The organism is Bradyrhizobium sp. WBAH42, assembly GCF_024585265.1.
Classification (GTDB): Bacteria; Pseudomonadota; Alphaproteobacteria; order Rhizobiales; family Xanthobacteraceae; genus Bradyrhizobium.
Window position 1 is genome coordinate 2,341,124 of record NZ_CP036533.1, and the last position, 26,026, is coordinate 2,367,149.

Consider the following 26,026-nt stretch of genomic DNA (forward strand, 5'->3'; position numbering starts at 1 on the left):
GGGGCGCGCAAGCTTGCGAAGTGAAAGCGCACTCGCGCGCAAGGTCTCGTCGTTGGAGAGAAGCTGAGTCCTATTCCGCCGCGGCCTGGAACGGGCCGAGGTCGGCGAACGGAATCGTGGTCGCCAGCACGTCGGCGAGAACGCCGAAGTCGGAGGCCACTTGCGCAAAGCGAGCACTGCGCTCGCGCCGCCGCTCGTCCATGTAGATCGCGCGGTTGAGCTCGAGCTGCACGGCGTGCAGGCCGCTTGCGGGATTGCCGTAATGCTCGGTGATGAAGCCGCCGGCATAGGGCTTGTTGCGGCCGATCGAATAGCCGAGCCCGCTCATGGTCTCCTCGACGCGATCGGGCAAGAGCGGCGTACAGCTGGTGCCGTAGCGATCGCCGATCACGACGTCGGGCCGGCGCGGCTCGTCCCTGCTGACGCCGACCGAGGGCATCGAATGGCAGTCCACCAGCACCACCGTGCCGAACATCTGGTGCACCTTGTTGATCAGCCGGCGCAGCGCGCGATGGTAGGGCTTGTACAGCGTCTCGATGCGCCCCAGCGCATCATCAACCAGGATGCGGTCGCGATAGATTTCCTGGCCGTCGCCAACCACGCGCGGAATGGTGCCGAGGCCGCCGGCGACCCGCATCGAGCGGGTGTTGGCGAAGCTCGGCAGACGGCCCGTGAACATGCGCGGGTCGAGCTCATAGGGCTCGCGGTTGACGTCGACATAGGAGCGGGGAAAGTTGACCCGCACCGTCGGAAAGCCGCGCGCGCTCAGATGGCCGATCAGCTCGTCCATGAACGAATCTTCCGACCGCCGCAGCGTCGGCAGGTCGATCCGCGAGGCCGCCAGGAATTCCTCAGGATAGGTCGAGCCGGAATGCGGCGAGTTGAAGATGACAGGCGCACGCCATTCGGCGGGCTCGAAGATCTCGAAGGCTGGCGACATGTCGCCGTCAAACCGGGTCATCTTCTCAGGCTTCGTCCCTTCGTGCCGCACGATCCGGACAAGCTCCGGATTCAATGATTCGGCCGATCACGCGGCTCTTATGTGACGTCATTGTCCGGAATCGCAACCATTCTGCCAAGCGAAAAGATGTATTGGCCGATTGGAACAGGTCTTAACCGTGCGGGCATCGGGATGTGGACCCGCAGATCCGGCTCGATTGATTCGGAGTTCGTTACGGTCCACAAAGAGCCGGCAGCGGGGCCGCCGCAGGGTTAAGATTTTCACCCCAAATTTACCCTCCGTCGGGCTTAGTGACCTCTGCTGATATCCTCTGGGGATTCGACGTTTCCTGCCATGCCAAAGATCCTGCTCGCCGAAGACGACAACGACATGCGCCGTTTCCTGGTCAAGGCGCTGGAAAACGCCGGTTTTCAGGTCTCGTCCCACGACAACGGCATGGCCGCCTATCAGCGGCTGCGGGAAGAGCCGTTCGAGATGCTGCTGACCGACATCGTGATGCCGGAAATGGACGGCATCGAGCTGGCCCGCCGGGCCTCGGAACTCGATCCCGACATCAAAATCATGTTCATCACCGGCTTTGCCGCGGTCGCCCTGAACTCGGATTCGGACGCCCCCAAGAACGCCAAGGTGCTGTCCAAGCCCGTGCATTTGCGCGAATTGGTCAGCGAAGTGAACAAGATGCTGGCGGCCTAAATCGGCCCCGTTCCGTCCTTGCGCCGGGTCCCCTGAGCCGTTATAGGGACCCCACCGATGAAATGACCTCTAGGGCACGTAGCTCAGCGGGAGAGCACTACCTTGACATGGTAGGGGTCACAGGTTCGATCCCTGTCGTGCCCACCATCCTTCGCTCGCGATAGCAGAGTGAAGGATGCCGCGCCGAAGCCCAACGGGCGCAGGCGGGCTGCCGCCGCGAGCTCGGCTCGGCAAGCCGCGAATCTCATTGCGAAGCGTGTCCGGCGTAGCTCGAAGAGCGTAGACGGACTGGTGCGGCCTCCTCGGTATCATTGGAACATCCGTAGCTTGGATGGAGCGCAGCGCAATCCAGGGCTCTGTCCCCTTGGGCACCGCCTCGGATTACGCTTTCACTCCATACTGGCTACGATGCAGCCTTCCATGCGAGGCCGCCATGACCGTATCCGTCATCGAACAGGCAAAGATCCAGGCGCAGGTGCTGGTGCCGCTGGTCAAGGCATTGCAGGCCGAGCTCGGCGAGGCGCGCGCCAACGCGCTGGTGCGCAAGGCGCTCGGCGATCTCTATCGCCGCTTCGGCGAGGAATTCTGGAAGGCCAAGAACGAGCGCGATCTCGGCAAGGCCGTGTCCTCGGCCTTCCGCACCTATGCCCGCGACGATGCGCTCGCCTATGACCTCGTGGAGCAGACGCATGACGCGTTCGCTATCGACGTGACGCGCTGCGCCTATGCCGAGTTCTACAAGGCCCTGGGCGAGCCGGAGCTCGGTTTCCTCCTGATCTGCACCGCCGACTTTGCCACCGCGGAAGGTTTTGGTCCCGACGTCAAGCTCACGCGCACGCAGACGATCATGCAAGGCGCCTCCCATTGCGACTTCCGCTACAAGCGCGATGTGGGCGGGTCACGATGACGGCAACGATGCGGACGATCTGTCGCGCCGTGGCAATGCTGGTGCTGATGGGGCCGGTCATTGCGAGCGCAGCGAAGCAATCCAGAGTCTTTCCGCAGGCAGCAGTCTGGATTGCTTCGCTGCGCTCGCAATTGACGATGCTGATGCAGCCGGCAGATACATGCGGACCGTCACCCCCGCGCAACGGCGAAGCCGTTGTCGCTGGACGTGGCCGCTTCTTCAGCGGCCCTCGAATGGCGACGGCCTCGCCGGATCCGGGCCGTTCGTCCTTCGAGGATCTCGGCGGGATGCATTTGCATCGCGCCACTCGCGCCTCAGGATGACGGAACGTCGCGTTTGCTCCCGCGCACCGCCGCCGTGCAATGCGTGCAGGCGAGGTCTTGTCGGAGCTGGATCTGCACCGCCTTGATCCACGACTCGCCGCCTGCCATTGTCCGGTCGGCCACCACGGCAACGAGCCTGGTGCGATCGGGTTACGGCGTTCGGCGAAATGCGTCGCTGTGCCGGAGATGAAAAGAAGGCAGGCTTTCAAGATGAGCAGCATCAACAAGCCCGGCGGCAACTATCTGCCGGTGATCATCCATGATGGAATTGCCTATGTCAGCGGTCAGCTGCCCCGTCGCGGCGAGGACCTGCTGTATGCGGGCAAGGTCGGCGCTGGCGTCGATATCGCGGCCGCGCAGGAGGCTGCGGCGCTCTGCGCCGATCTCTGCATTGCGGCGATCAACCACGCAACGGGCGGCGAGGACAGGATCGTCCAGGTCTTGCAAGTCGCTGGATATGTTGCTTCAGCGCCCGGATTTACCCAGCAGTCGCAAGTCATGAACGGTGCCTCCGACCGGCTGATCGAACGTCTCGGCGATCGCGGCCGTCACACGCGGACGTCCGTCGGCGTCGCCGAGTTGCCGCGGGGAGCGCCGGTCGAGCTGAGCATGATTGCCGCCGTTCGGCCGTAGGAGGTCGTTCTATTTGACGAGATATTTGGCGACCGCCGCCTCGTCCCACGCGATCCCGTTGCCGGGCTCCTCGCTCGGCAGCGCAAAGCCGTCCTTGATCTGCAGCCGCGTTGCCAGCACCGCATCGGCCCAGTCGACATATTCCAGCCAATGCGCTGATGGCGTCACGCAGAGCAGATGCGCGCTGATCTCCGAGAACAGGTGCGACGACATCTCGATGCCGGCCGCATGGGCGAGCGATGCGGCCCGCAGCCAGCCGGTGACGCCGCCGATGCGCTGAACATCAGGCATCACGTAGTCGCAGGCCTCCGCGGCGAGGGCGCTCTGCATGGAAAACGCGCTGTCAAAGTTCTCGCCGATCTGGACCGGCGTCTGCAGCGCGTCGGCGATGCGGGCATTGCCCTCATAATCGTCATGGCGGATCGGCTCCTCGATCCAGGTGAGGCCCTCGTCGTCGAGCATCTCGCCGCGGCGGATCGCTTCGGTGACCGTCAGCGCCTGGTTGTAGTCGCACATCAGCGTGACCTCGTCGCCGACGGCCTTGCGCACCGCGCGCACGACGGCGAGGTCCTCCCGCGCATCGCTCCGGCCGACGCGGATCTTGGCGGCGTGAAACCCCTCGGCCAGCAGCTTGTGCGCTTCCTCCACCGCGGCGCCCGCCGGCATGATGCCGAGGCCCTTCGAATTGTAGGCGCGCACCGGCTTCGGTGCGCCGCCGAGCAGGCGGGCCAGCGGCAGGCCGCGTGTGCGCGCCAACGCGTCCCATGCCGCCATGTCGATGCCGGATTGCGCCAGCCGCTGCAGGCCGGCGAGGCCCAGCAGCGTGAAGCGCCGGCTCAGCTTGCGCTCGATCTCGAACGGCAGCAGCTCGTCGCCGGCGACGAGGTCTGACATTTCCGTGACCATCGCCGTCAGCGGCTTCAGGGCCGAGGGCGTGATCGAGAACAGATAGGCATGGCCTGTCGCGCCGTGGTCGGTCTCGCAGTCGATCAGCACCAGCGGCGCCTTGGCGACCGCCCCGGTCGAAGTCTGGAGCGGCAGATTCATCGGCACGATCACGGGGCGCGCGACAAAGCGCTTGATGCGGATGGTCTCGGTCATGGGTCTCTCCCGGCGGAGCGGCTGCAGGTCGGTGCCGATCTTAAGCATCCGTGATCAAACGAAAAGGCTCCGCGTGCGCTCGCTGCTGGAGACGCGCTGGCCTCGCTTAAGCCGGAATGAGGCTATTTGGCGTCAGTGCGAGTTGAAACTGCTTCCGCGCACTCCGTCCTCATCCTGAGGAGCCCGCCTAAAGCAGGCGTCTCGAAGGATGGCCGCACGGAAAAGCTCTCAAATGCGACAGCACTGCCCCTCCAGGGGAGGTCAGAGTCACCTCACCTTGCCGCACCTTCCGTGAACGCCGTCTCGATCACGTCCCCGAACTGCTGCCACGACCGGCCGTCGAACTGCACCAGCCGCATCTGCCTGATCGGCAGATAATTGTTCGGCGAGGTGCTCATCCGGATGTTGGGCAACGCCAGGGAGGGATTGACGTCCCTGAGCGAGGCCGCCTGGCGCATGATGTTCTCGCGCGAAAAATCGTCGCCGCATTGCTTCAGCACCTGCGCCAGCGCCTCGGCCGCGGCGTAGCCATAGACGGCTGCGCTATTGTTGGTGCTTTCGACCTGATGGTATTTGTCCATGAAGGCGAACCAGTCCTTCATGGCGGGATCGTTCTTCCAGGCCGGATCGCTCGGATCCTTCAGGAAGGCCGCCGAGATCACGCCGGCGGAATTCTCCAGCCCCGCGGGCGCCATCGCATTGGCGATCGAGGCGGAGGCATCGTTGACGATGAAGACCGGGCGCCAATTCATAGACGCTGCCAGCTTGATCACCTTGGATGCGGTCGAGGGCACGCCGAGGAAGACGAAGATATCGGCGCCGGCGCGCTTGAGGATCGAGACGTGCCCGTCGAGATGTTCGTCGGCAAGGTCGAAGGCGATGTCGACGAGAACGTGACGGTTGAGATCGCCAAGGCCCTCCTGGATGCCCTTGTACAGCATGCGTCCGAACTGGTCGTTCTGCCAGAGCACGACGATCTTCTTTCTGGGGTAATAGGCCTGGATGTAGTTGGCATAGATGCGCCCCTCCGACCGGAACGACGGCTGCCAGCCCATGGTCCAGGGAAACGCGTTCGGCTGGCTCAGCTCCTCGTCGCCGGTGGCAACGAACAGCTGCGGGATCTTCTTCTCGTTCAGGTACCGGCGCGTGGCGAGATTGCCCGGCGTGCCGAACGAGCCGAACATCAGGTGCACGCCGTCCGTCTCGACCAGCTTGCGCGTCAGCTCCAGCGCGGTCGCCGGATCGGAATTGTCGTCGCGGGTGATGAACCGGATCTTGCGGCCGTTGATCCCGCCGCGCGCGTTGACCATGTCGAAATAGGCCGCTTCCGCCTGGCCGATCGCGCCGAACTCCGACAGCGGCCCCGAATACGGCATGACATTGCCGATGCGGATCTCCTGGTCGCTTGCGGGTTGAACCGAGTGTTGCTGCTGCGACATCGCGCCCAGCGATGCGACGGCAATCGCGGAAACGAACAGCATCCTGCCGATGACGCGCATGTTCGATGCCCTGTGGTTGGCCCCCAAACGAGGTCGGCTCAATCCCCACCAAGGCCGCTTGATCTAGGTCAAGCGTTTGGCAATCGTGTGGCTGGGAGCGCGCTTCGATGAAAGCGGCAGGCGTGTTGCCGCAACGCGTTACGGCAACCCCCGCGCCTCGAGCTGATGCACCAGCAGCAGCGTCGGCTCCGCGAGACTGTCGCCGGAGCCATCGAGGCCGAAGGCGCTCGCGATGCCGTCGCGGCTGCGCAGCAGCGTGCTGCGCGGGCAATGGCCGGCGCCGCACAGCGTCTTCTTCAGGGTCTCGCCCTGCGCCACGAGACCGGCGGAATCGTCCGCGGCCCAGGCCAGCACGATCGGCACGTCGACATTGAGGATGCCGGGGAACACCGAGCGTTTATCGTACTGGGTGGCATCACCGCCGAGATAGGCCTTCTCGCTGTCGCTGGCGTCCTTGCCGGCGCGGTAGACCCCGGACACCAGCACCACGCCGGCGACGTCGGCGCCGGCGGTCTGCAGCTCCGGATGCGCCAGCAGGGTGGCGACGTGGAAGGCGCCGGCGCCGTAGCCGACCGCGACGATTTCGCGGGCATCGCCGTTGAAGAGATCGATATTGCCGTGGACCCAGGACAGCGCCGCCGCCACATCGGACGCGCCGGCCGGCCAGGTCGCCGCGGGTGCCAGGCGATAATTGACCCGGACCCCGATCATGCCGTTGCGCGCGGCAAAGCACATGGCCTGATCCTGGATCTGGCGCGACAGCTCCGGCGCTCCGCGGTCGCCGGTGAAGGTGTCACCCGCCACGAACACCAGCACCGGCCGCGGCGTATCGGCCTTGGTCGCGCTGGCCGCGACATCGAGCACGTTGGCCTCGCTCTCGCCATAGCGCAGGCCGCGCGAGAAGGTCACCTGCTCGCACAGCCGCGCGGTGCCGCCGGCGGTGGTGTCGGAATCGGTGAGGCCCACTTGCACGAGATCGGAGGGCGGCGGGAGCCGGCCCGGCACCGGTGCGTGCGCGGAGGCCGCGGTCATGGTCAGAAACAGGAAAAATGTCAGATAGTTCTTCATGGGTGTGGCGGCCTTGCGGGACTCGTCTTGGCTCGCAGATATGGCCCGTCTTTTCAATTCGTCTCATTAGTCCGCCGGCCTTGAGGCGAATTCGCGGCGCCTTGGCCGACACCGCGCGCAGCCGCCGTTTTATCCCGATCCGTCAAGCCGTTGTCCGGCGCCGCCGAGGCTCGCGCCGGATCTGGCGTTCTACTGTGCATGGGGTTGTTTTCGCAGTTTTTGTTTTGGACGGCCCGTCAGGCCCGCTTCATCGTCCGGAAGGTGATGGAGTAGCGAGGCGCCGCGACCGGCGGGATGCTGTGCTCCCATTGCGACCGCGCCTCGCCGTCCATCATGTAGAGCGAGCGCGGCAGGGTCGCGAGCGTGTGGCGCTCCCACTTCTTGCCCCTGCGCCGGCGGAAGCGGAAAGCGCAAGGCGAGCCCAGCGACAGGCCGAGCACCTTGTCGAAATGCGGCTTGTCGCGATGCCAGCCGATGCCGACGCCGACCTCGTATTCGGTGCACAGCACCTGCCGGACGCTGCCCTCCGGCAGCCCCGCCCAGGCCTCGACCTGGCGCGCGACCGGCCGCACCCAGTCCGGGATCGGATCGGCCTCGGCTAGAAGCTGCAGCGTGTAGTCGTAGCGATAGCCGAACGACGCCACCCGGCGGTTGCCCTCGAACGCGCCGAACTGAAAGCGCTGGAGCGGCAATGCTGCGATGCGGCCGATCAGATCCTGCTCGGTGACACGATCGATAAAATCGTCCGTGTAGCGAAGGCCGGCCGGGCCTTCCTGCGGGTCGGCGAACAAACCTAGCTGCGTCATGCCTCGCATTTCCGTGATGGAACCTCTTTGCGGCTGATGCGACTTATCTATGACGCGGGAAGAAACGTGCGAGGCTGTCATGGCAGAGAAGCATACCGCCGATCCGGTTGAGATCATGCGGGCGACCGGTCATCCTGAGCTGGAATACGCGGCCGGCTGGACCATCGCCGGTCTCGTCACCATCGGCACCATCGTCGCCGCCTGGGTCTTTGCAATCTAGGCAACCGGAAACTGGAGTTCGAAGGCGGCCCCTTCGTCGGTCGGCTTCAGCCTGATCGAGCCGCCATGGCTCGCCATTACCGCGCGCGCGATCGCCAGCCCCATGCCGGTGCCGCCCTGGTCGCGGCGGGTGGTGAAGAACGCATCAAAGATCCTGTCGCGGTTCGGCGCCGAGATCGGCTCGCCGTCATTGCTGACCGTCACGAGCACGGTCGTCCGCGCGTCGACCGCCTCCAGCCTGATCGTCCCGGCCTTGTGCCGCACCGCATTGTCGGCGATGTGTGACAGCACGATCAGCGCCTTCTCCGAGGACATGCCGATCGCCCGGTCGAGGCTGCCGCTGGCCTCGATCGCGCTTGCCGGAAACCGGTTCCTGAGATCGGCGATCACGGGCGCCAGCTCGGTGCGCTCGTTCTGCGGCAGGCTCTCGGCGCGGGCGAGCTCGCGCAATCGCTGTGCCATCGCCTCCAGCCGTTGGGTATCCGACAGGATGTTGGCGATGAAGGTCTTCTGCTCGGCCGGCGTCAGGCCCTCGGCCTTGCCTTGAACCGAATCCTGCAACAGCTCGGCCGCGCCCTTGATCGAGGTCAGCGGCGATTTCAGCTCGTGGGTGAGATGGGCCGAGAAGGTCGCGATATAGTCGGAGCGCCGCGCCAGCTGCTCGGCCATGCCGAGAAAGCTGTGCGAGAGCTGGGCGAACTCGCGCGTGCCGTAATGTTTCAGCGGCTGGAATGCCTCGCGGTCGCCGCGGCCGATTCTGGCGGCGCGGTCGATCAGCTCGCGCATCGGCAGCGTGATGGTGCGCGAGAACACGAGGCCGATCGCGATCGTGCCGAGGATGACGGCAAGGCCGGCCAGCACGAACTTGGCCCGCTCCTGGTAGAGATGGTCGAAGATGTTGCTCGGCGTCCGCGTCGTGTAGATCACCCCGGCGACGCGGTTGTTGACGATCACGGGCATCGCCGAGAACACGTGCACGCCGAGGCCGCGGCTGAAGGAATAGATCGGCGGCGGCGGCTTGTCCGGCACGCGGTTGCGTAAAGTCGCGCGGTATTGCCCGTGCAGGGCGTCCGAGACTTCCTCGATATGGGCGAGCGACTGGCCGACCTCCTGCCGCCCGGCAATCACCACGCCCTGGGGATCGAGGATGCGAAAGCCGGCCAGCGTCACCTTCTGGGTCTCGCGGATGATCGGCGTCAGCCTGGCGCCGATCTCGACATAGGCTGCTTGCGCCGGCTTGGGCGCGGGCAGCGCATCGGGCCGCCGCCGCAGGAGGTCGTTCGCGGTGAGGTCGAGCGCGGGGCGGATCGGCGTGACCTGGTCGCCGGGATCGGGCAGCACGCCCGGCGGCACCTCGGCGCCCAGCATGAGGCCGCCGTCGAGCCTTGCCGCGACCTCCTGCGCATAGATCGTCGCCAGCACGCGGCTCTGGGCGATCAGCTCGGCCTGGGTCTGGCGGATCAGCTGGTTGTCGTAGAGACGGAAGAAGAACAGGCCGACCAGCGGCAATATCCCGACCGTCGCCAGCACCGTGAAGATCACGAGGGTGAGCGAGGGCCGCCATTTGTCGGGCGCAGCGCTCATGCCTCTTTCTCGCAGCGGCCGAGCTTGAAGCCGACGCCGTGGATCGTCTCGATCACGTTGTCGCAGGAAAGCGCCGCCAGCTTGGCGCGGATGTTGCGGATGTGGCTGTCGATGGTGCGGTCGGAGACCTGGATGTTGAGCTGATAGGCCGCGCGCATCAGCTGCTCGCGGTTGAACACCGATGTCGGCCGGGTCAGGAATGCGCGCAGGATGCCGAACTCGATCGCGGTCAGCTTCAGCGGCGTGCCGGCGAAGGTTGCGACGTGCTGCTCGGGATCGATCAGCAGGCCGCCTTGCGCCAGCGCGGTGGGCCCGGCCTTGGCCTCGCCATTGCGTGGGCTGAGGCGGCGCAGGATGACATTGACCCGCGCCACCAGCTCGCGCGGGCTGAATGGCTTCGTCACGTAATCGTCGCCGCCGATCTCGAGGCCGAGGATGCGGTCGATCTCCTCATCGCGCGCCGACAGGAACAGGATCGGCACGTCGGAGCCCTTGCGGATCTCGCGGCAGACGTCGAGGCCGTCGAACTCGGGCATGCCGATGTCGAGCACGATGAGGTCGGGTCTGTCGGCGGCAAAGCGGAGAAGCGCCTCCTTGCCGTCGCGCGCCTCGATCACGTCCATGCCGGCCTTCTTCAGGGCGACGCGGATGACCTCGCGGATATGGCCCTCGTCGTCGACGATGAGAATGCGATGCGCCAAGAAACTCTCCGCTCACCCCGCCGGCTGATTGCCGGGCTGCACCTTGACCTGAGCGTCGAGCCGGCGCTGCAGCCGCCAGCTCCGGAAACCCCAGGCCCGCCAGGCGAGGTCCTGCCGTTGACTTTCTACAAGCCGATCTCGACGTCCCGCAAGACAGTAGTCGCCGCCGCGAAGCGCAATGACCTTGTCGATCGCAGGCAGCGCCTGCGGCCCGAGCGTGAGGAGGTAGTTGGCATCGATCTTCACGCCGTTCCCTCCCATTTCGCTGCTGTGCTTCAGATTATAGTCGGCAATGAATGCATCGAAGTTCACCAGCGAGACACTATAGAGCACGATCGTTAATGCGATCAGGTTGGCGCAGACGAGCCACCGGTTGGACCGGTTGAGCGCGATGCGGGCGACGATCAGGATCAGTCCTAGCGCCACCAGGCCCATCCAGATGAAGGCCGCGATGCGCCAGTAGGTCAGCATGTAGATGCCGACGTAGAGATCGAGCCGCAGAATGGAGGACGCGACCAGCAGCACGTTCTGCCCGACCCAGACATAGACCAGCGGCCGGATCTCCGTCGATTTCTCCGCCGGCCCGCCCGGGCGCATTGCCACCAGCACGAAGGCAGCAGCGAGCAGGGCGGTTACGATCAGCGGATAGGCACCGCGATGGGCGTAAGTCGCATAAGTCATGTTGTCGGGCAGCGCCACGTGCCCCCAGAGATAGATGCCGTCGAGAATGGACTGCGCCGCAAACAGCAGGTTGAACAGGATCAGCGAGCGCAGGATGGTGGAGGGGCCGAGAAACTCTGCCGAGACCATGGGCGGCAGCGGCGGTGGCACAGGGCCGTCGACCCCGGTGGTGGTGACCATCGTCTTGCGCCGCCAGCGCACATGGATGAAGGGCCAGACCAGGGCCAGCATCATGGTCCAGAACAGAACGCGCCACGTGTTGACATATTCGAGGATGACTTTGGGATTAAGCAGGGACACCCATTGCTCGATCACCGGATTGGCCGCGGCGAACAGTGCGACGAAGACGGTGCCGAGTGCCGCCGGCATCAGCCAGAGCGCGACGCCGCGGGTGAACGCCGACATGTTGAAGACCTGGGGCGCGTCGAGGAAGAACCTGAAGGGGCCAAGCAGGAGAAGATTGCGCAGCGCGCGGGCGCGGTCGGTGAGCTCGGTCGTATCAGGATTGGTCGCAAGCAACAGCGCGATCGTCAGCGACGCGACGAGGATCAGGAAGGACAGCGTGTTGAGCTCCTCCACGGCGGGGACGACGCCGAGCGTGAGGATCGCGCCGCCGATCGCCGCACGCCTGAAGTCCAGGGCCGCATGATTGAACAGCACCGACACGCAGGCGGTCGCGATCGCAAACAGCGTCAGCGACAGCCCGATCCGCTGGCCGTAGAACAGCCAGTCGGCGAGCGCGGCCAGCAGCAGCGCCATTGCAAGCTTGGCCGACAGCGCAGAAGGCCTGATAGGCTGGATGTCCGTCGTCGATGTCGAAGCCAGGCTCGTCATGTCCAGAAAGTCTCCGTGAATGGTGGCATCACGAACTCTGAACGGCGTTTGCGCAGAAGCCGCGGCCATCGTCTGCACGGTTTCAGGAGTCTTTTGCAGTTTTCGTGCAGGCGCGATTTTGGCCCTCGCGCGGCGCGAAGTGCTTTGATAGGTGCGAAGCATCATCGCTTTTCGCAAGTGACGCATCATGCAATTGCTCAACCGCATCGGTCTCATCCTGCTCTGGCTCGCCGCGCCGTTCGTTGCATTTCTGGCCGCGAACAAGAACGATCCGTATCTGCTCGTGCTGCGCGGCGCCGGAAACGTCGCTCTTGTCGTCGCAAGCATCGCAATCGTCGTTCTCTTGCTGCGCAGAGGCCGCTGGCGCACCTTGGCCGGCAAGGCGCTCGTCATGCTCTGGTGCTTGCCGCCTGTCTTGATGTCCGCCGCGCATCTGAAGTTCGAGCTGCGCAAGCACGACGTTCTCGGCGCCAGCGCCGTCGAGGCGCGGCAGCTCGGGCCCCACTTCATGGTCGGCTATTCCTCTTTTTCCGAGGTGGCGCGTCTTGCCGGGCAGGGCCTGATCGGCGGCGTCTACGTCACCCGGCACAATATCCGCGGCCGCACCATCGAGGCGCTGCGGGCCGAGATCGCGGCGCTCCAGGATCTCAGACGGGCAGCCGGCCTGCCGCCGCTGGTCGTCGCCGCCGATCAGGAAGGCGGCATCGTCGGGCATCTTGCACCGCCGCTGACGAAGGTGCCGGCGCTGGCGACGCTGACGGGGCTCGCCCCCGACGATCAGCAGGCCAAAGCCGAAGAGTTCGGCCGCATTCACGGCCGCGAGCTCGCGCAAGTCGGCGTCAACCTCAATCTCGCCCCGGTGCTCGACCTCAAGCCGCCGGCGCGGCGCAACCGTCTCGATTTCCACACCCTGATCGGCCAGCGCGCGATTGCGACCGATCCCGCCGTCGTCAGCACCATCGCGAGCGCCTATGTGCGCGGGCTGGAGGAGTCTGGCGTCGGCGCCACGCTCAAGCATTTTCCCGGCATCGGCCGCGTCCGCACCGACACGCATCATTTCAGCGCCAATCTCGACACGCCGGTGAAGGAGCTGGAGGCAGCCGACTGGCGCCCGTTCCGCGAGGTGCTGTCGCATTCGCGCAGCGCGCTCATGGTCGGCCACGTCACGCTCACCGCCGTCGATCCCGATCGCGCCGCCTCGCATTCGAAGCGCGTCGTCGATGGGATCATTCGCGGGACGTGGGGCTACCAGGGCGTGGTGATGACCGACGACCTCGTGATGGGCGCGATCTACCAGAACGACGTCTGCAAGGCCGTGGTCGAGGCGGTCAATGCCGGCGTCGATCTGTTGCTGGTCGCCTATGACGGCGCGCAGTTCTACCGGGTCTTTGCCTGCGCCCTGCAAGGATCGCGACAGGGCAGGCTCGATGCGGCGATGCTGCATGCGAGCGCGGCGCGCCTGGAGCGCGGCTTTTCGACCGCGCAGGCGCGAGCTGCCTCACGCACCGTCAGCGTCGCCCGGCGGAACTAGCCTTTTGCGAACTGGCGGTAGTCCGGCTCGCGGTGAAACCAGAATTCGTAGCCGGAGACACCCTTTTGCATGGCAACGTCGTGGATCGGCTGGTTAAGCGGAACGACGGGAACGTCGCGCATGCAGAGCGCGATGAAATCCTTCACGCACCTGTCGTATTCCGCGGTATCGGTGGTGAAGCGCGCCTTGTCGATCAGGGCGTCCATCTCCTTGTTCTTGTAGGAGGAGATGTTGAAGATCGAGTTGTTGCCGTGGAAATTCCAGTAGAAGTAATATTCGGGATAATCGAGCCAGCCGCTGAAGCGGTTGAGCGCGAGAGGCAGTTCCTTCTTGTTCAGCGTCGTGCGCCAGTTCGCGCCGGGAATTTTCTCGATCGAAGCCTTGATGCCGATCTTGGCGAGGCTCTCCTGGATCAGGATCGCGGCCGGCTCGCCGACGGTGGCGGTGCCGGTGTCGAGCGACAGCGTGGTCTCCAGGCCGGATTCGAAGCCTGCTTCCTTCAGCAGAGCCTTGGCCTTGTCGAGATCGGTGACGTAAGGAAATGGCTGCGGCCAGACCGGCTTTGAGACCTCGGCCGCGCCGCCATACATGGGAACGGCGCGCCCGAAGAAGGCGCTGGTTTGGATCTGCTCGTAGGGCATGGCCCAGGCGATGGCCTGGCGCAGCTTGACATTGTCGAACGGCGGCTTGGCGGTGTTCAGCGCGACGTACCAGAGCGCGTTCGGGATCGGCACGCCCGAGACCTTGACCTTGCCCTCCCTGATGATCTGCTCGAAATCGCGCGGCGCAAAGCCGCTGGAGATATCCGCATCGCCACGCTCCAGCATGGCGCGGCGGGTGCCGGCGGAAGGAACGTCGCGTGCGATCACGCGCTTCACCTTCGGCAGCGGCCCGCTCTTCCAGTCGTCGAAGCGCGTCAGCACGGTCTCGCTGCCCGGCTTCCAGCTCTCGATCTTGTAAGCGCCGCCGCCGGCCTCGTTGTTCTTCAGCCAGGCCAGCGCCCACGGGTCTTCCGGAGTCGCGTTCTTCTTGGCGAGCTCGGAATTGATGATGAAGGGCACGACGACGGCGACGTTGAACAGCAGCATCTTGTCCTTGCGGACATAGTCGATGCGGAAAGTGTGGTCGTCGACCACCACGAACTGTTCCGGCTTCTCCAGCGACCCCGCCGACATCTGGAAGGTCGGAAAGCCACCGACCTTCACGGCGCGGTCGAACGACCATTTGACGTCCTTGGCGGTGACAGGCGAACCGTCGTGGAATTTGGCATCCTTGCGAAGTTTGAAGGTGCAGGACATGCCGTCGGCCGCGACCTCCCAGCTCTCGGCGAGCTCGGGCGCGAGCTTCTCGCGGTCATACGACAGCGTGCCGTCCGGCAGCGTCTTGGAGGCGTAGGTGAGCAGACGGTCGTAGCAATTCCAGGACAGGCCGTTCACGGTCTGGTTGGAGCCGACGCCCTGCATGTCCAGCGAGTTCGGCCCGAGCTCCTGCACCACCAGCAGCGTCTCAGCTCGCCCCTGTGCCCAGGCGAGGCATGGAGCAAATGCTGTCATACCGGCGACACCGAGGCCTCCGAGCACGACGCTGCGGCGGTTCAAATCGAGGGGTGAAACGCTCAAGGGTACCTCCTGTCCGGAATTGTCCGGCATCGAGAGGCAAGGTGTATGCCACAGGCAGGACGTGCCAAGCCGCACCGCAAAGGCGCGAGACGGCTTGGGTTCGACCGGATACGCGCTGCGCGATCGGCTTAGGTCTGTTCGGCCTGCTCCAGCGCGGCGGGCATTTTCGCGACCGACATCAGCGATCGCGCGACCTGGTTGAGCAGGAGATCGGCATTCTCTTCCTCGGCGAGGGATTTGGAGAGCAGGGCGACGATGGCGCTGTGGCGCAGCTGCTGCGCGAGGTTGCGTGCGGTGGTATAGCCGGCCATCTCGTAATGCTCGACGCGTTGCGCCGCAGAGATCAGCGCGAGGTCCGCGGCCGCATCCTCCTTCTCTTCGCCTTCCTTCATGACCTCCTGGCCTTCCTCGATCAGGCCCATCATGCCCTTGCACGGCTTGGCGCGAGCGTTCTCGCCGAGCAGCTCGAAGCACTCGTTGATGCGCTCGACCTGATTTTCGGTCTCGGCCAGATGCTGCTCGAACAGTTCACGCAGCTGATCGAATCGGGCGGACTGCGCCATTTTCGGGAGCGCCTTTGTCAGCTGCTTCTCGGCATGGAGGATGTCGCGCAGCTCGTGAAGCAGAAGGTCGGTCAGTCCGGCCTCGTCGACGGGCGGCGAACTCTCCGCGACGATCGACGGGGCAGCGCCGGGATCGGCGGACTGAAGCGCAGGCGATTCCGTGAACACCCAGTCCTCGCCTTCGTTCCAAGGACCGCGGGTGTCGATCTCGCCGTGATCACCGCTGCCGGTGGAATCATTGAAATACTGGTTCACGAGGCCCGGCGTCGGGGCGATCCGGCCGATGCTGAAGGCCGGCTTCGACAGGCTCTCGAGCGCGCGCGCGAACGCCTTCATATGCGTGATCTCGCGCGTCATCAGGAATTGCAGTGCGTCCTTGCTGCCGGCGTCGTCGCAGAAATTGATCAGGCGCTCGTAGACGATCTTGGCACGCGCTTCGGCGGCGATGTTGCTGCGGAGATCGACGTCGAGCTCGCCGGTGATCTTGAGATAGTCGGCGGTCCAGGGATTGCCTTGCGAGTTAAACAGATTGACGCCGCCTCCGCCGGCGATCGCAATCAGCGGATCGGCCTCCGCGGCCTGGCGGTCGTTCCGCGAGGGCGCAAGATGCATCCGGGCGAGGCAACCGACGACCTCGAGATGGCTGAGCTCTTCGGTGCCGATATCCATCAAGAGGTCCTTGCGGTCTGGATCCTCGCAATTCAGTCCCTGAATCGAATATTGCATCGCAGCCGCAAGTTCGCCGTTGGCGCCGCCGAACTGCTCGAGGAGCATATTGCCGAAGCGCGGATCGGGTTCGTCGACGCGCACGGTGAACATCAGCTTCTTGACGTGGTGATACATGGAGGGACTCGCGTGCTGGAGGGAAATATGCGCGACAACGAGGCCTCCAGCCGTTCGTTCCTAAGTCTCTCCGAGCTTGAGGCTGTCGTTGCCCGGACGTCTGCCAGCGAGCGCGATGGCTTATGGTGTTACCGCGCTGCGTGCGACGGCGCGCGGAGCCGTCAGTTCCTTCCAGGTCGAATTTGCCACATGCACCGGCGAGAAGGCGGGACGTTCGACGTAGCGCCCGTCGCCGGCCTCGGCGCGCAGATCGCCATCCTTCCAGACGATACGGCCGCGCGACAGCGTTGCGGCCGCAGCGCCGGTGCAGGCAAAACCCTCGAACACGTTGTAATCGATCCGGCTCATCTGCCGCTTGGCACTGATGGACTTGCTCTGCTTGGGATCCCACACCACGATGTCGGCATCCGAGCCCACGGCGATCGCGCCCTTGCGCGGATAGATGTTGAGGATGCGCGCGATGTTCGCCGAGGTCACCGCGACGAATTCCTCTTTCGTCAGCCGCCCGGTGGCGACGCCCGCGGTCCAGAGCAGCGCCAGGCGATCTTCGAGGCCGCCGGTGCCGTTTGGGATCCTCCTGAAATCGCCGCGCCCGAACCGCTTCTGCTCGGTGGTGAAGGCGCAATGGTCGGTCGCAACCACCTGGAGCGAGCCGGCTTGCAGGCCAGCCCAGAGGCTGTCCTGATGCGATTTGTCGCGGAACGGCGGCGACATCACGCGCTGGGCGGAATGATCCCAGTCCTTGTTCTGGTATTCGCCGGAATCGAGCAGCAGATGCTGGATCAGCGGCTCGCCATAGACCCGCTTTCCACTGGCCCGCGCGCGAGCGATGGCCTCATGCGCCTCGCGGCAGCTGGTGTGCACGATATAGACCGGCGTGCCCGTCATATCGGCGATCATGATGGCGCGGTTGGTGGCTTCGCCCTCGACCTCCGGCGGCCGTGAATAGGCGTGGCCCTCGGGGCCGTTGACGCCGCGCGCGATCAGCGCCTCTTGCATCAAGGCGACGACGTCGCCATTCTCCGCATGGACAACCGGCATGGCGCCGAGATGGGCGCAGCGCGCGAACGAGTTGTAGAGCTCGTCATCGTTCACCATCAGCGCGCCCTTGTAGGCCATGAAGTGCTTGAAGGTGTTGATGCCGTAGGTTTTGACCACGGTCTCCATCTCGTCGTGGATCTGCTTCGACCACGACGTCACCGCCATGTGGAAGCCGTAGTCGCTGGCCGCCTTCTCGGATTTGTGCCGCCACTCCTGATACGCCGCGAGCATGGATTGGCCGGGATCGGGCAGGCAGAAATCCACCACCATGGTGGTGCCGCCGCTCAGCGCCGCCTTGGTTCCGGATTCGAAATCGTCGGCGGTGACGGTGCCCATGAACGGCATTTCGAGATGGGTGTGCGGATCGATCCCGCCCGGGAGGACGTAGGCGCCCCCTGCATCCATGATCTGGCTACCGGTCGGCGCATCGAGCGATGCGTCGATCGCGACGATGGTCTCGCCGTCGATCAGCACGTCCGCGCGGCGCGAATGATCGTGATTGACGACAGTGCCGCCGCGGATGAGAAGGGGCATGAGTGACTCCGAGAGGTGAGGGACCGCTCGAAGGCTAAGTGCACCGCTCACGATGCGACAGGTGAAATTTTAGTCAGCCGCCGCCGGTCCTTTTTTCACATCGCGCGCGACCAGCCCGTCGATCATCGCGCGCACAAGGCCCGCGATCTCCTTGCGCAGCGCCGGCAACGGCACCGCCACCAGCTTCTGCTCCAGCCCGAGCGCCACCATGCCATGCACGGCCGAGAACAGGCTGCGGGCGGTGATGCCGAGTTCCTCTGGGCTGCGCCCGGGAAACAGCGCGGCCAGCGGCTGGTAGATATGACGGAACAGCTGCATCTGGTCGTGCACCGACCAATCCGGCACCAGCTTGCCCGTCTCCATGCGGTGCTCGAACAGCGCGCGCCAGAGCTGGAGATTTTCGGCGGCGAAATCGCAATAGGCGAGGGCGATGCGGACCAGGGATTCCCGTGGCGATGGCTCGCCCGCACGCGTCGCGGAAGTCAGCGCCTCGTCGAGCCGGAGCAGTGTGCGCGACCCGACGCGCAGGATCAGCTCATCGACATCAGCCACGAGATTATAGACCGCGCCATTGGCGCAGCCGATCTCGCGGGCCAAATCGCGGGTTTTCAGGCCCGCCAACCCCCTCTCAGCGATCATCCGCTCGGCCGCCTGGATCAGGGCGACACGCAATTTCTCTCGCCGTTCCAGAGCTTTAGTCATCTTTAACCAAATTTGTGAGCGTCGCTCAAATATTTATTGAACGATGTTCAAGATTCCTGCTACAAAGCATGTGTGAGCAACGCTCATAGACAGGGAGCAACCAATGTTCAAGACCGTCGTGACCCTCTTCCGCGGTAGCGTCGCCGCTGCGGGCGAGGAACTGGAAGACCGCACCGCCCTTCTGATCCTGGACCAACAGATGCGCGATGCGGCCGCAGCCGTCGAGCGCAGCAAGCGCACGCTGGCGCTGGCGATCGCGCAGGACCAGCAGGAAGGCCGGAAGCTCGAGGCCACGAATGCGCGCATCGCCGATCTCGAGACCCGCGCCGTTGCGGCGCTGGATGGCGGCCGCGAGGACCTCGCCAAGGAGGCCGCCGAAGCCATTGCGGCCCTGGAGGCCGACCGCGATGCGGCCATGACGGCGCGCGCGCTGTTCGCGACCGAGATCGCCCGGTTGAAGCGCCACGTCGCCAACGCGCAGGCCCGTATCACCGAGCTCGATCGCGGTCGCCGGATCGCGCGTGCCTCTGACGCGGTGCGCTCGCTTCGCCGCAGCGGCATCGAGGCCGCGCGCCCCTATGAATCGACATTGCCGGAGGCGGAGGGCACGCTGAGGCGTCTGCGCGAGCGGCAGATGGAGGCTCAGGCGGCCGACGATGCCCTGGTCGAGCTCGACGCGGCCACCGGCCCGCTCGCCACCGCCGAAAAACTCGCCGAGCAGGGCTTTGGCCCCCGGCTCAAGACGACCGCAGACGACGTGCTGGCGCGGTTGAAGTCCAAGCGCATGCCGGCGGCCTGAACTCACGCCTGAAGCCGAACGCAATCATCATTCGAAACAACAGGAGACGATCATGAATCAAACCGGCCAGCTCCACAGCGGCGCCTGGGTGAGCTTTACCTACGCGTCCTTCGCAGCGTCCGCCTTCCTCGTCGCCATCGGCATCTTCTTCCTGCCGATCGACCTCTGGATGAAGGGTTATCTCACCATGGGCATCGTGATGATGATCCAGACCTGCGTCACCCTGACCAAGACCGTGCGCGACAATCATGAGAGCAGCCGCCTCGTGAACCGCATCGAGGATGCCAAGGCCGAGCGGCTGCTGATGGAGGTCTCCAAGGCGGCGTGAGGAGCGAACGGTCCCGCCGCAATGTGGGGCGGCGGGGCCCCTGCGGCAGGACGGGCGCATTGTGCTTCGCGTGCAGGTGCGATATGGCTCTCGCGCTTTCCAGAGGCGGAGACGAGCTTTGTCGAAACAATCCCTGCGCGAGGAGGCCGAGCGCCTGATCCGCGAATCGATGGAAAAGAAGACCATCGTGGTCAAGCAGGGCTCGACCCGTATCGAGGCCGTCTGCGGCAAGTGCGGAGCGCCGAACCGGGTGCAGGCGGAGAAAGGCCAGACCCGCGTCAAGTTCGCCTGCAAGAACTGCGGGCATAAGCAAGAGACGTTGTAGGCGTCTTCGCCTCACCCCGATTGCCTCCGGCCATGCGCAGCATCGTCCGGCGCGATCCGGGTAGAGGCCCTACAGCCTGGCCCTCACATCACCTGATGCACGTCGATCACAACGCGATCCGCATGGCGCGCCGCTGACGCCACGAAGATGTGCTCCATCAGCCAGCGGTACTTCTCGTGTCCGGTCTCGAATTTCGGCACGGTGCGGAAATAGATCAGCTTCGGATCGACCGGCTCGCCGCGCTTGAGCTTTTGCAGGAGCGCGACCGGGCCGAAGCGCATACCCTTGTTCTCGACGTAGACGGTCGCACCGTCGTCGGTCTCGAAGGCGTATTTCGCTTCGAGATCGATCAACTCGTTGGGCCGGATGGTCTGGAAGTCGGCGCCGAAGGGGAGCACCTTTCCGGTGATCGCGCCCGTCACCTCGCCGCCGATGATCGGAATGATGCGGCGGACGCCGATCCCGGTCTCGCCGGCGGTCACGACATCGCCGATTCGCGCAGTGATGGTGAAGAGGTATTTGGTTTCCAGCGTTGGTGTGGTCATCGCTTCACCTTCAATGCGCCATCATCCGCGTCGGCAGCCAGGTCGCCAGCAGCGGGAAGGCGATCAGGATCACCAGCCGCACCAGGTCCGTCGCCACGAACGGGATCACGCCCTTGAAGATCGTGGAGAATGACACGTCCTTCACCACGCTTTTGATGACGAAGACGTTCATGCCGACCGGCGGATGGATCAGGCCGAGCTCGACGGTCATGACGATGATGACGCCGAACCAGATCGGGTCGAAGCCGAGATGCATGATCACCGGGAAGATGATCGGCACGGTCAGGATGATCATCGCCATGGCGTCCATCAGGCAGCCGAGCACGAGATACATCACCATGATCAGGGCCAGCACGCCGTAGGGACCGAGGCCGAGCCCGGTGAGGAATTCCGTCACCTTCTGCGGCGTCTGGGTCACCGTGAGGAAATAGCCGAAGATCAGCGCGCCGATCAGCACCGTGAACACCGCAGCCGCGGTGCGCGTGGCCTGCAGCAGCGAGGCCAGCACCTTCTCGCGGTCGAGCCGGCCGGTCAGCACGCCGATGATGAAGGCCCCGGTCGCGCCGACGCCGCCGGCCTCGGTCGGCGTGAAGCGCGGCAGGAAGGGCAGGCCGTAGAGGCCGCCGATGACGAAGATGAACAGCAGCACCGGTGCCCAGATCTCCTTCAGCCCGGCAAAGCGCTCGCGCCACGGCGTCACCTTGCCTTTCGGCAGGAAGTCTGGGCGGAAATAGCCGATCAGGAAGATCGTGATCATGTACATGGTCATCGCGAGCAGGCCCGGGATGATGCCGGCGATGAACAGCTTGCCGATATCCTGCTCGGTGATGATGCCGTAGACCGCGAGCACGGTGGAGGGCGGCAGCATCGCCCCCAGCGTGCCGCCGGCCGCGATCACGCCGGTGGCGAAGGACTGCGGATAGCCGAACCGGCGCATCTCGGGATAGGCGACGGCGGAGAAGGTTGCGGCGGTCGCCACCGACGAGCCGCAGATCGCGGCAAAGCCGCCGCAGGCTCCGACGGTGGCAATGCCGAGCCCGCCGCGCAAATGTCCGACGAAGCCGTTGGCGGCGCGGAACAGCTCGCGGCTCATGCCGGAATGGGACACGAACGAGCCCATCAGCAGGAACATCGGGATGACGCCGAACGTGTAGTCGGTGACCGTGCGCATCGAGGTCTGTCCGACCAGCTTCAGCGCGGCCGTCCCGTTGACGAGATAGGCGAAGCCGGACACGCCGACGAGGCCCATGGCCATGCCGACCGGCACGCGCAGCAGCATCAGGACGAAGAGGGAAACAAAGCCGATTACGGCGACGGCATCGGTGCTCATGGTTACTCCGTCGCCTTGATCTTGGGGTCGTGCATCTCTTCGGGATGGAAGATCAGCCGGTAGGTGCGGATCGCGATCAGCAGCACGGCGCAGACGTCGCCGATCCAGGCGACCGCGAAGAACGGCCAGGTCGGCATGTGCAGGTCGAAGGTCTGGACGTTGTCGTTGTAGGTGCCGCGCACCTTGTCGAACAGCGTCCAGGTCTGCACGGTGACGACGAACAGCAGCACCAGCGTCGCGAACACGTCGATCCAGCGCTGATGGCGCGGCCCGACATTGCCCCAGACGAGGTCGACCGTGATGTGGGTGCCGCGATAGGAGGTCGCGGCGATGCCCCAGAAAATGAGGATGCCGAGCAGCATGCGGCCGATGTCGAAGGAATCAGGGATCGAATAGTTCAGCGTGTTGCGCAAGAGCACCGACAGGAAGATGTCGAGCGCGACGATGCCGACGAAGCCGGCCGCGATCCATTCGATCGAGTCGATCACGCGATCCATCCAGGAGCGCCTTGCGGGGTGTGTTCCGTCGTGTGCTGTCATTGCTTGATCTCGACTCCAGCGGCGGCTCTTCGTCTCTCCCCGCGCGCGGGGAGAGGCCGCATCGCATCGGAGATGTGATGCGGGTGAGGGGGACTTTCCGCGAGTCCATCTCTCACTGTTTTTGCGGAGGCAGCCCCTCACCCCGACCCTCTCCCCGTAAGAACGGGGCGAGGGGGAAGAGAAAGTCGCCGCGCCGGCGCCGCTTCACTCCGCCAGCGCGTTGTACTTCTTCAGCGAGGCCTTGAGCTCCGCGAGCGTCGCATCGGGATCGGCGCCGGCCTTCTTGGCGCCGTCGCCCCAGGTCTTGACCAGCGGTTCGGCGGCCTTCTTCCAGGCCGCGATCTGCTCGGGCGTCAGCTTGTAGACCTCATGGTTGGATTCCGCCTTCACCTTGTCGATGCCGGCGTCCTCGAACTTGCCCCAGTGCTCGCCGACCGCGCCCGCCGTCTCGACCGTGCAGTTCTTGTCGATCGCGGCTTTCTGCTTGTCGGACATCGCATTGTACTTGTCCTTGTTGATCACGAACACGAAGGTCGTGGTGTAGAGCGGCGCCTCCATGTCGTACTTGGTCACCTTGTCGATGCCGAACAGCACCAGGGAGCCCCAGGGGAAGGTGACGCCGTCGGCGACGCCGCGCTCGATGATGTCGCGCACTTCCGGCGCCGAGGACTGCACGTTGGTGCCGCCGAGCGAGGTGACGAAATTCGCCATCGTGGCGTGGGCCGGGCGGATCTTCAGGCCCTTGACGTCCTCAGGGTTGACGATCTTCTTGGTGCGGGAATGGAACGAGGAGGGCGAGTGGACGAAGGCGAGGCAATATTTGACGTCCTTCATCTCCTTCTCGGCAAATTTGCGGTACCAGGCGTCGAGCCCCATCGAGCCGCCCTTGGCGTCCGAGATCAGGAACGGCAATTCCCCGGCGCCGATGATCGGGAAGCGGCCGGGCTGGTAGCCGGGATTGACATAGGTGACGTCGGCGATGCCGTCGCGCGCCATGTCGTAATGGTCGAAGGCCTTGCCGAGCTGCTGGGCCGGGAACACCTTGCCCTTGATGGTGCCGCCGGAATCCTTCTCGACCGCGGCGGCCCAGTCTTCCAGCGATTTCTGCAGGGGGTGCGAGGCCGGCACCCAATGCGAGATCTTCAGATCGAAGGTCTTGTCCTGCGCGAGCGCTGGGCTCACGCTTGCTGCCAGCAGCAAGGCCAGACAGGCTTTCCTCATCACGCGTCTCTCCCTTTTGCGACGGCGGGCTTCGTTGGCCCGGTCTCGTTAATTAACATGTTATCTAATTGGCCGGCGCGTTCAAGCCGGAACTGAGGCGCGGGGTGTCGCGCCATCTACGTCAGCCATGTTGCATGGATTTGTCGCTGCTCGGGCGACGACCGCTCTCCCCTTTGCGCAAACGTTATATCTTATAATTATCGTCTGCGAGCCCGTGCGACAAGCAGGCCCCGGACCCAAGCCTACAGGATCGGGCGGAGCAAGTATTGCGGGCAAAGGTCGCAATCATCGACCCGGGGCCGACCGGATCGTTGCTGGGGCAACTGTCATGCCCCGCGAAGGCGGGGCATCCAGTACGCCGCGGCCTTTCGATTTCAATCACTGTCGTCTCTGGAATACTGGATCACCCGCCCCGGTGCGCCATTGCGCACAAGGCGGGTGATGACAGTCTTGGTGAGGCGACGGCGGAGCTCGTTTCAAACACCTGCACAAATTCCGTTTAAAGCTTTGTAGGTGATGCATTCGCCGCTTCATTCGCTTCCAATGCGGCCAAAGCAATGAAGCGAGATTGCCATGACCTTCACCGACATCCCCGCCGGCTACGAGCCGCATTTCCGCAAAGCGCCGCTGACCGATCCCTGGGAGCCGCTCTACTCGAAGAAGACCGACAAGGGCGTCACCGTCGGACTCCGCCTGGCGACGCCGCACACCAACGCCCGCGGGCTGATTCACGGCGGGCTGATCGCGGCGCTCGCTGACGCCGCCATGGGCTACAGCTGCGCCCAGGCGACGGGCTGGACGACGTCGTTCGTCACCATCTCGCTGTCGGTCGACTATGTCGGCGCCGCCGAGATCGGCCAATGGCTCGCGGTCGAGGGCGAGGCGATCAAGGCCGGAAACACGATCTGCTTCGCGCAGTGCCTGGTGAAGGCGGACGACGCCGTGATCGCGCGGGCCAGCGGTACGTTCCGGGTGGTGCCGAAGAAGGGATGACACTCGTGAGGTGGGCCGCGATGTCGCCCCTTGTACCGTCATTGCGAGCGTAGCGAAGCAAATCCAGACTGCCACTGCGGAAAGACTCTGGATTGCTTCGCGGAGCCTGTCATCGGGCCGCGCTACGCGCGGACCCGTTGGCTCGCAATGACGATGTGGAGATAGCGGGGCGGGACACGCACTTACCCAAACCTCCACTCCGCCGTCTCCACCACGAGATCGATGAACGCGCGCACTTTGGCCGAGAGCAGACGCGAGGTCGGATAGACGATGTGGATCGGCAGCGCCGGCTGCTGGTACTTCGCCAGCACGATCTTCAGGCGTCCGCGCTTCAGGCCCTCGGCGGCCTGATAGGCCAGCACCCGCGTCACGCCGCCGCCGGCCTCGGCATATTGCAGGGCGGCGTCGGCGCTGTTGCTGATGAAGCGAGGGGACAGCGGCAGCCCGATATCGCGGCCGTCGCGCAGGAAGCGCCATTCGGACCAGGGGCCGAACTGGATGGTCTGGTGCGTGGCGAGCGCTTCCGGCGTCTTCGGCTCACCATGCCGCTTCAAATAGCCGGGCGCAGCCACCACGATCCGCCGCATCTCGCCGACCTGGCGTGCCACCAGCGAGGAATCGGCGAGGCGGCCGATCCGCACCGCTGCATCGACGGCGTCCTCCACGAGGTTGACGAGGTGGTCCGACAGCCGGAGCTCGGCCGTGACCTCGGGATAGCGCTTGAGATAGGCGGTCATGACCGGCCCGACATGCAGCCGGCCGAAGCCGACCGGCGCCGACACGACGAGGCGCCCGCTCGGCCGGTTGCGCTCCTCCCGCGCCGAGCCGTCAGCCTCCTCGACATCGGCGAGGATGCGCCGAGCTCGCTCCAGATAGCGCGTGCCGACGTCGGTCAGCGTCACCTGCCGGGTGGTCCGCTGCAGCAGCCGCGCGCCGAGATGCTCCTCGAGCGCCGCGATCAGCCGCGTCACCGCCGATGGCGACAGCTGCAGCTTTCGCGCGGCCGGCGCAAAGCCGCTGAGATCAGCGACCGTGACGAAGACGTGCATGGCTTCCAGGCGGTCCATGGGACATTATTGCATATATCGCAATGATGAAGTGTC

General features: G+C 64.9%; 27 protein-coding genes and 1 tRNA gene. 11 read left to right on the forward strand and 17 right to left on the reverse strand.

Annotated features, from left to right (window positions below; genetic code table 11):
• Window positions 1-70: 70 nt before the first annotated feature.
• Window positions 71-961 carry an N-formylglutamate amidohydrolase gene (locus tag DCG74_RS10905; RefSeq protein WP_172784984.1) on the reverse strand — a complete coding sequence of 297 codons (891 nt, stop codon included), beginning with the start codon at window positions 959-961 and terminating at the stop codon, window positions 71-73.
• A 333-nt stretch (window positions 962-1,294) separates the two neighbouring features.
• Between DCG74_RS10905 and cpdR the strand changes: the two genes are divergently transcribed.
• The 5 genes from cpdR (at window position 1,295) to DCG74_RS10930 (ending at window position 3,517) form a co-directional block, all read left to right on the forward strand.
• Window positions 1,295-1,654, forward strand: coding sequence for a cell cycle two-component system response regulator CpdR (gene cpdR / locus DCG74_RS10910; protein WP_007597092.1), 360 nt, complete (start codon window positions 1,295-1,297; stop codon window positions 1,652-1,654).
• 72 nt (window positions 1,655-1,726) lie between these two features.
• Window positions 1,727-1,801, forward strand: a tRNA-Val gene (locus DCG74_RS10915).
• 286 nt (window positions 1,802-2,087) lie between these two features.
• Window positions 2,088-2,561 carry an L-2-amino-thiazoline-4-carboxylic acid hydrolase gene (locus DCG74_RS10920; RefSeq protein ID WP_172784983.1) on the forward strand — a complete coding sequence of 158 codons (474 nt, stop codon included), beginning with the start codon at window positions 2,088-2,090 and terminating at the stop codon, window positions 2,559-2,561.
• Window positions 2,558-2,884, forward strand: coding sequence for a hypothetical protein (locus tag DCG74_RS10925; protein WP_172784982.1), 327 nt, complete (start codon window positions 2,558-2,560; stop codon window positions 2,882-2,884). The genes DCG74_RS10920 and DCG74_RS10925 overlap by 4 nt, the downstream gene beginning before the upstream one ends.
• Before the next feature lie 210 nt (window positions 2,885-3,094).
• On the forward strand, window positions 3,095-3,517 hold the full coding sequence (locus tag DCG74_RS10930) for a RidA family protein (protein WP_172784981.1): 423 nt from the start codon (window positions 3,095-3,097) through the stop codon (window positions 3,515-3,517).
• A 9-nt stretch (window positions 3,518-3,526) separates the two neighbouring features.
• On the opposite strand, the gene DCG74_RS10935 is transcribed toward DCG74_RS10930, so the two are convergent.
• From DCG74_RS10935 to DCG74_RS10950, 4 genes are all read right to left on the reverse strand, one after another.
• Entirely contained in the window at window positions 3,527-4,618 is a 1,092-nt protein-coding gene (locus tag DCG74_RS10935) for an enolase C-terminal domain-like protein (protein ID WP_172784980.1), read from the reverse strand.
• Window positions 4,619-4,890: 272 nt separating this feature from the next.
• Complete coding sequence (locus DCG74_RS10940) at window positions 4,891-6,117, reverse strand: ABC transporter substrate-binding protein (RefSeq protein ID WP_172784979.1); 1,227 nt, start codon at window positions 6,115-6,117, stop codon at window positions 4,891-4,893.
• A 138-nt stretch (window positions 6,118-6,255) separates the two neighbouring features.
• Entirely contained in the window at window positions 6,256-7,185 is a 930-nt protein-coding gene (locus DCG74_RS10945; protein ID WP_172784978.1) for an alpha/beta hydrolase, read from the reverse strand.
• A gap of 236 nt (window positions 7,186-7,421) precedes the next feature.
• Window positions 7,422-7,991, reverse strand: coding sequence for an alpha-ketoglutarate-dependent dioxygenase AlkB (locus tag DCG74_RS10950; protein WP_172784977.1), 570 nt, complete (start codon window positions 7,989-7,991; stop codon window positions 7,422-7,424).
• Window positions 7,992-8,070: 79 nt separating this feature from the next.
• Here DCG74_RS10950 and DCG74_RS10955 point away from each other — a divergent pair, with 79 nt between their 5' ends.
• On the forward strand, window positions 8,071-8,211 hold the full coding sequence (locus tag DCG74_RS10955) for a hypothetical protein (protein WP_165935896.1): 141 nt from the start codon (window positions 8,071-8,073) through the stop codon (window positions 8,209-8,211).
• On the opposite strand, the gene DCG74_RS10960 is transcribed toward DCG74_RS10955, so the two are convergent.
• Genes DCG74_RS10960 through DCG74_RS10970 form a run of 3 tightly spaced genes read right to left on the reverse strand, consistent with a single transcriptional unit; the run spans window position 8,208 to window position 12,010 of the window.
• Window positions 8,208-9,794 carry an ATP-binding protein gene (locus DCG74_RS10960; RefSeq protein ID WP_172784976.1) on the reverse strand — a complete coding sequence of 529 codons (1,587 nt, stop codon included), beginning with the start codon at window positions 9,792-9,794 and terminating at the stop codon, window positions 8,208-8,210. The genes DCG74_RS10955 and DCG74_RS10960 overlap by 4 nt on opposite strands.
• Window positions 9,791-10,495, reverse strand: coding sequence for a response regulator transcription factor (locus DCG74_RS10965; RefSeq protein WP_172784975.1), 705 nt, complete (start codon window positions 10,493-10,495; stop codon window positions 9,791-9,793). Before DCG74_RS10965 ends, DCG74_RS10960 begins: the two co-directional genes overlap by 4 nt.
• A 12-nt stretch (window positions 10,496-10,507) precedes the next feature.
• Window positions 10,508-12,010 (reverse strand): DUF4173 domain-containing protein, encoded by a 1,503-nt coding sequence (locus tag DCG74_RS10970; protein ID WP_172784974.1) that lies wholly within the window; start codon window positions 12,008-12,010, stop codon window positions 10,508-10,510.
• Between the two features lie 187 nt (window positions 12,011-12,197).
• Here DCG74_RS10970 and DCG74_RS10975 point away from each other — a divergent pair, with 187 nt between their 5' ends.
• On the forward strand, window positions 12,198-13,541 hold the full coding sequence (locus tag DCG74_RS10975; protein ID WP_172784973.1) for a glycoside hydrolase family 3 protein: 1,344 nt from the start codon (window positions 12,198-12,200) through the stop codon (window positions 13,539-13,541).
• Here DCG74_RS10975 and DCG74_RS10980 read toward each other — a convergent pair.
• From DCG74_RS10980 to DCG74_RS10995, 4 genes are all read right to left on the reverse strand, one after another.
• A complete protein-coding gene (locus tag DCG74_RS10980) occupies window positions 13,538-15,160 on the reverse strand; it encodes an ABC transporter substrate-binding protein (protein ID WP_172784972.1) in 1,623 nt (540 codons plus the stop codon). The genes DCG74_RS10975 and DCG74_RS10980 overlap by 4 nt on opposite strands.
• A 128-nt stretch (window positions 15,161-15,288) precedes the next feature.
• A complete protein-coding gene (locus DCG74_RS10985) occupies window positions 15,289-16,566 on the reverse strand; it encodes a DUF892 family protein (RefSeq protein WP_172784971.1) in 1,278 nt (425 codons plus the stop codon).
• 120 nt (window positions 16,567-16,686) lie between these two features.
• Window positions 16,687-18,141: a dihydropyrimidinase gene (hydA, locus tag DCG74_RS10990; RefSeq protein ID WP_172784970.1), complete on the reverse strand. Its 1,455-nt coding sequence runs from the start codon at window positions 18,139-18,141 to the stop codon at window positions 16,687-16,689.
• A 69-nt stretch (window positions 18,142-18,210) separates the two neighbouring features.
• The gene (locus DCG74_RS10995) at window positions 18,211-18,843 is read right to left on the reverse strand and encodes a TetR/AcrR family transcriptional regulator (RefSeq protein WP_172784969.1); all 633 of its coding nucleotides are present in this window, start codon (window positions 18,841-18,843) and stop codon (window positions 18,211-18,213) included.
• Between the two features lie 103 nt (window positions 18,844-18,946).
• On the opposite strand from DCG74_RS10995, the gene DCG74_RS11000 reads away from it, so the two are divergent.
• From DCG74_RS11000 to DCG74_RS11010, 3 genes are all read left to right on the forward strand, one after another.
• Window positions 18,947-19,642: a PspA/IM30 family protein gene (locus DCG74_RS11000; protein ID WP_172784968.1), complete on the forward strand. Its 696-nt coding sequence runs from the start codon at window positions 18,947-18,949 to the stop codon at window positions 19,640-19,642.
• Between the two features lie 52 nt (window positions 19,643-19,694).
• On the forward strand, window positions 19,695-19,970 hold the full coding sequence (locus DCG74_RS11005) for a YiaA/YiaB family inner membrane protein (protein WP_172784967.1): 276 nt from the start codon (window positions 19,695-19,697) through the stop codon (window positions 19,968-19,970).
• A gap of 118 nt (window positions 19,971-20,088) precedes the next feature.
• Complete coding sequence (locus DCG74_RS11010) at window positions 20,089-20,295, forward strand: hypothetical protein (RefSeq protein ID WP_018648496.1); 207 nt, start codon at window positions 20,089-20,091, stop codon at window positions 20,293-20,295.
• A gap of 83 nt (window positions 20,296-20,378) precedes the next feature.
• On the opposite strand, the gene DCG74_RS11015 is transcribed toward DCG74_RS11010, so the two are convergent.
• The 4 genes from DCG74_RS11015 to DCG74_RS11030 all read right to left on the reverse strand — a co-directional run bounded on the left by DCG74_RS11015 (window position 20,379) and on the right by DCG74_RS11030 (window position 23,930).
• Window positions 20,379-20,840, reverse strand: a complete 462-nt coding sequence (locus DCG74_RS11015; protein ID WP_172784966.1) for a DUF3237 domain-containing protein — start codon at window positions 20,838-20,840, stop codon at window positions 20,379-20,381.
• A 10-nt stretch (window positions 20,841-20,850) separates the two neighbouring features.
• Window positions 20,851-22,170: a TRAP transporter large permease gene (locus tag DCG74_RS11020; protein WP_172784965.1), complete on the reverse strand. Its 1,320-nt coding sequence runs from the start codon at window positions 22,168-22,170 to the stop codon at window positions 20,851-20,853.
• A 2-nt stretch (window positions 22,171-22,172) separates the two neighbouring features.
• The gene (locus tag DCG74_RS11025; RefSeq protein ID WP_210268232.1) at window positions 22,173-22,709 is read right to left on the reverse strand and encodes a TRAP transporter small permease; all 537 of its coding nucleotides are present in this window, start codon (window positions 22,707-22,709) and stop codon (window positions 22,173-22,175) included.
• Window positions 22,710-22,913: 204 nt separating this feature from the next.
• Entirely contained in the window at window positions 22,914-23,930 is a 1,017-nt protein-coding gene (locus DCG74_RS11030) for a TRAP transporter substrate-binding protein (RefSeq protein WP_172785227.1), read from the reverse strand.
• A 573-nt stretch (window positions 23,931-24,503) separates the two neighbouring features.
• Between DCG74_RS11030 and DCG74_RS11035 the strand changes: the two genes are divergently transcribed.
• The gene (locus DCG74_RS11035; protein WP_172784964.1) at window positions 24,504-24,923 is read left to right on the forward strand and encodes a PaaI family thioesterase; all 420 of its coding nucleotides are present in this window, start codon (window positions 24,504-24,506) and stop codon (window positions 24,921-24,923) included.
• 182 nt (window positions 24,924-25,105) lie between these two features.
• Here the strand turns inward: DCG74_RS11035 and DCG74_RS11040 are convergent, their stop codons facing one another.
• Window positions 25,106-25,990, reverse strand: a complete 885-nt coding sequence (locus tag DCG74_RS11040; RefSeq protein ID WP_172784963.1) for a LysR family transcriptional regulator — start codon at window positions 25,988-25,990, stop codon at window positions 25,106-25,108.
• Window positions 25,991-26,026: the final 36 nt, after the last annotated feature.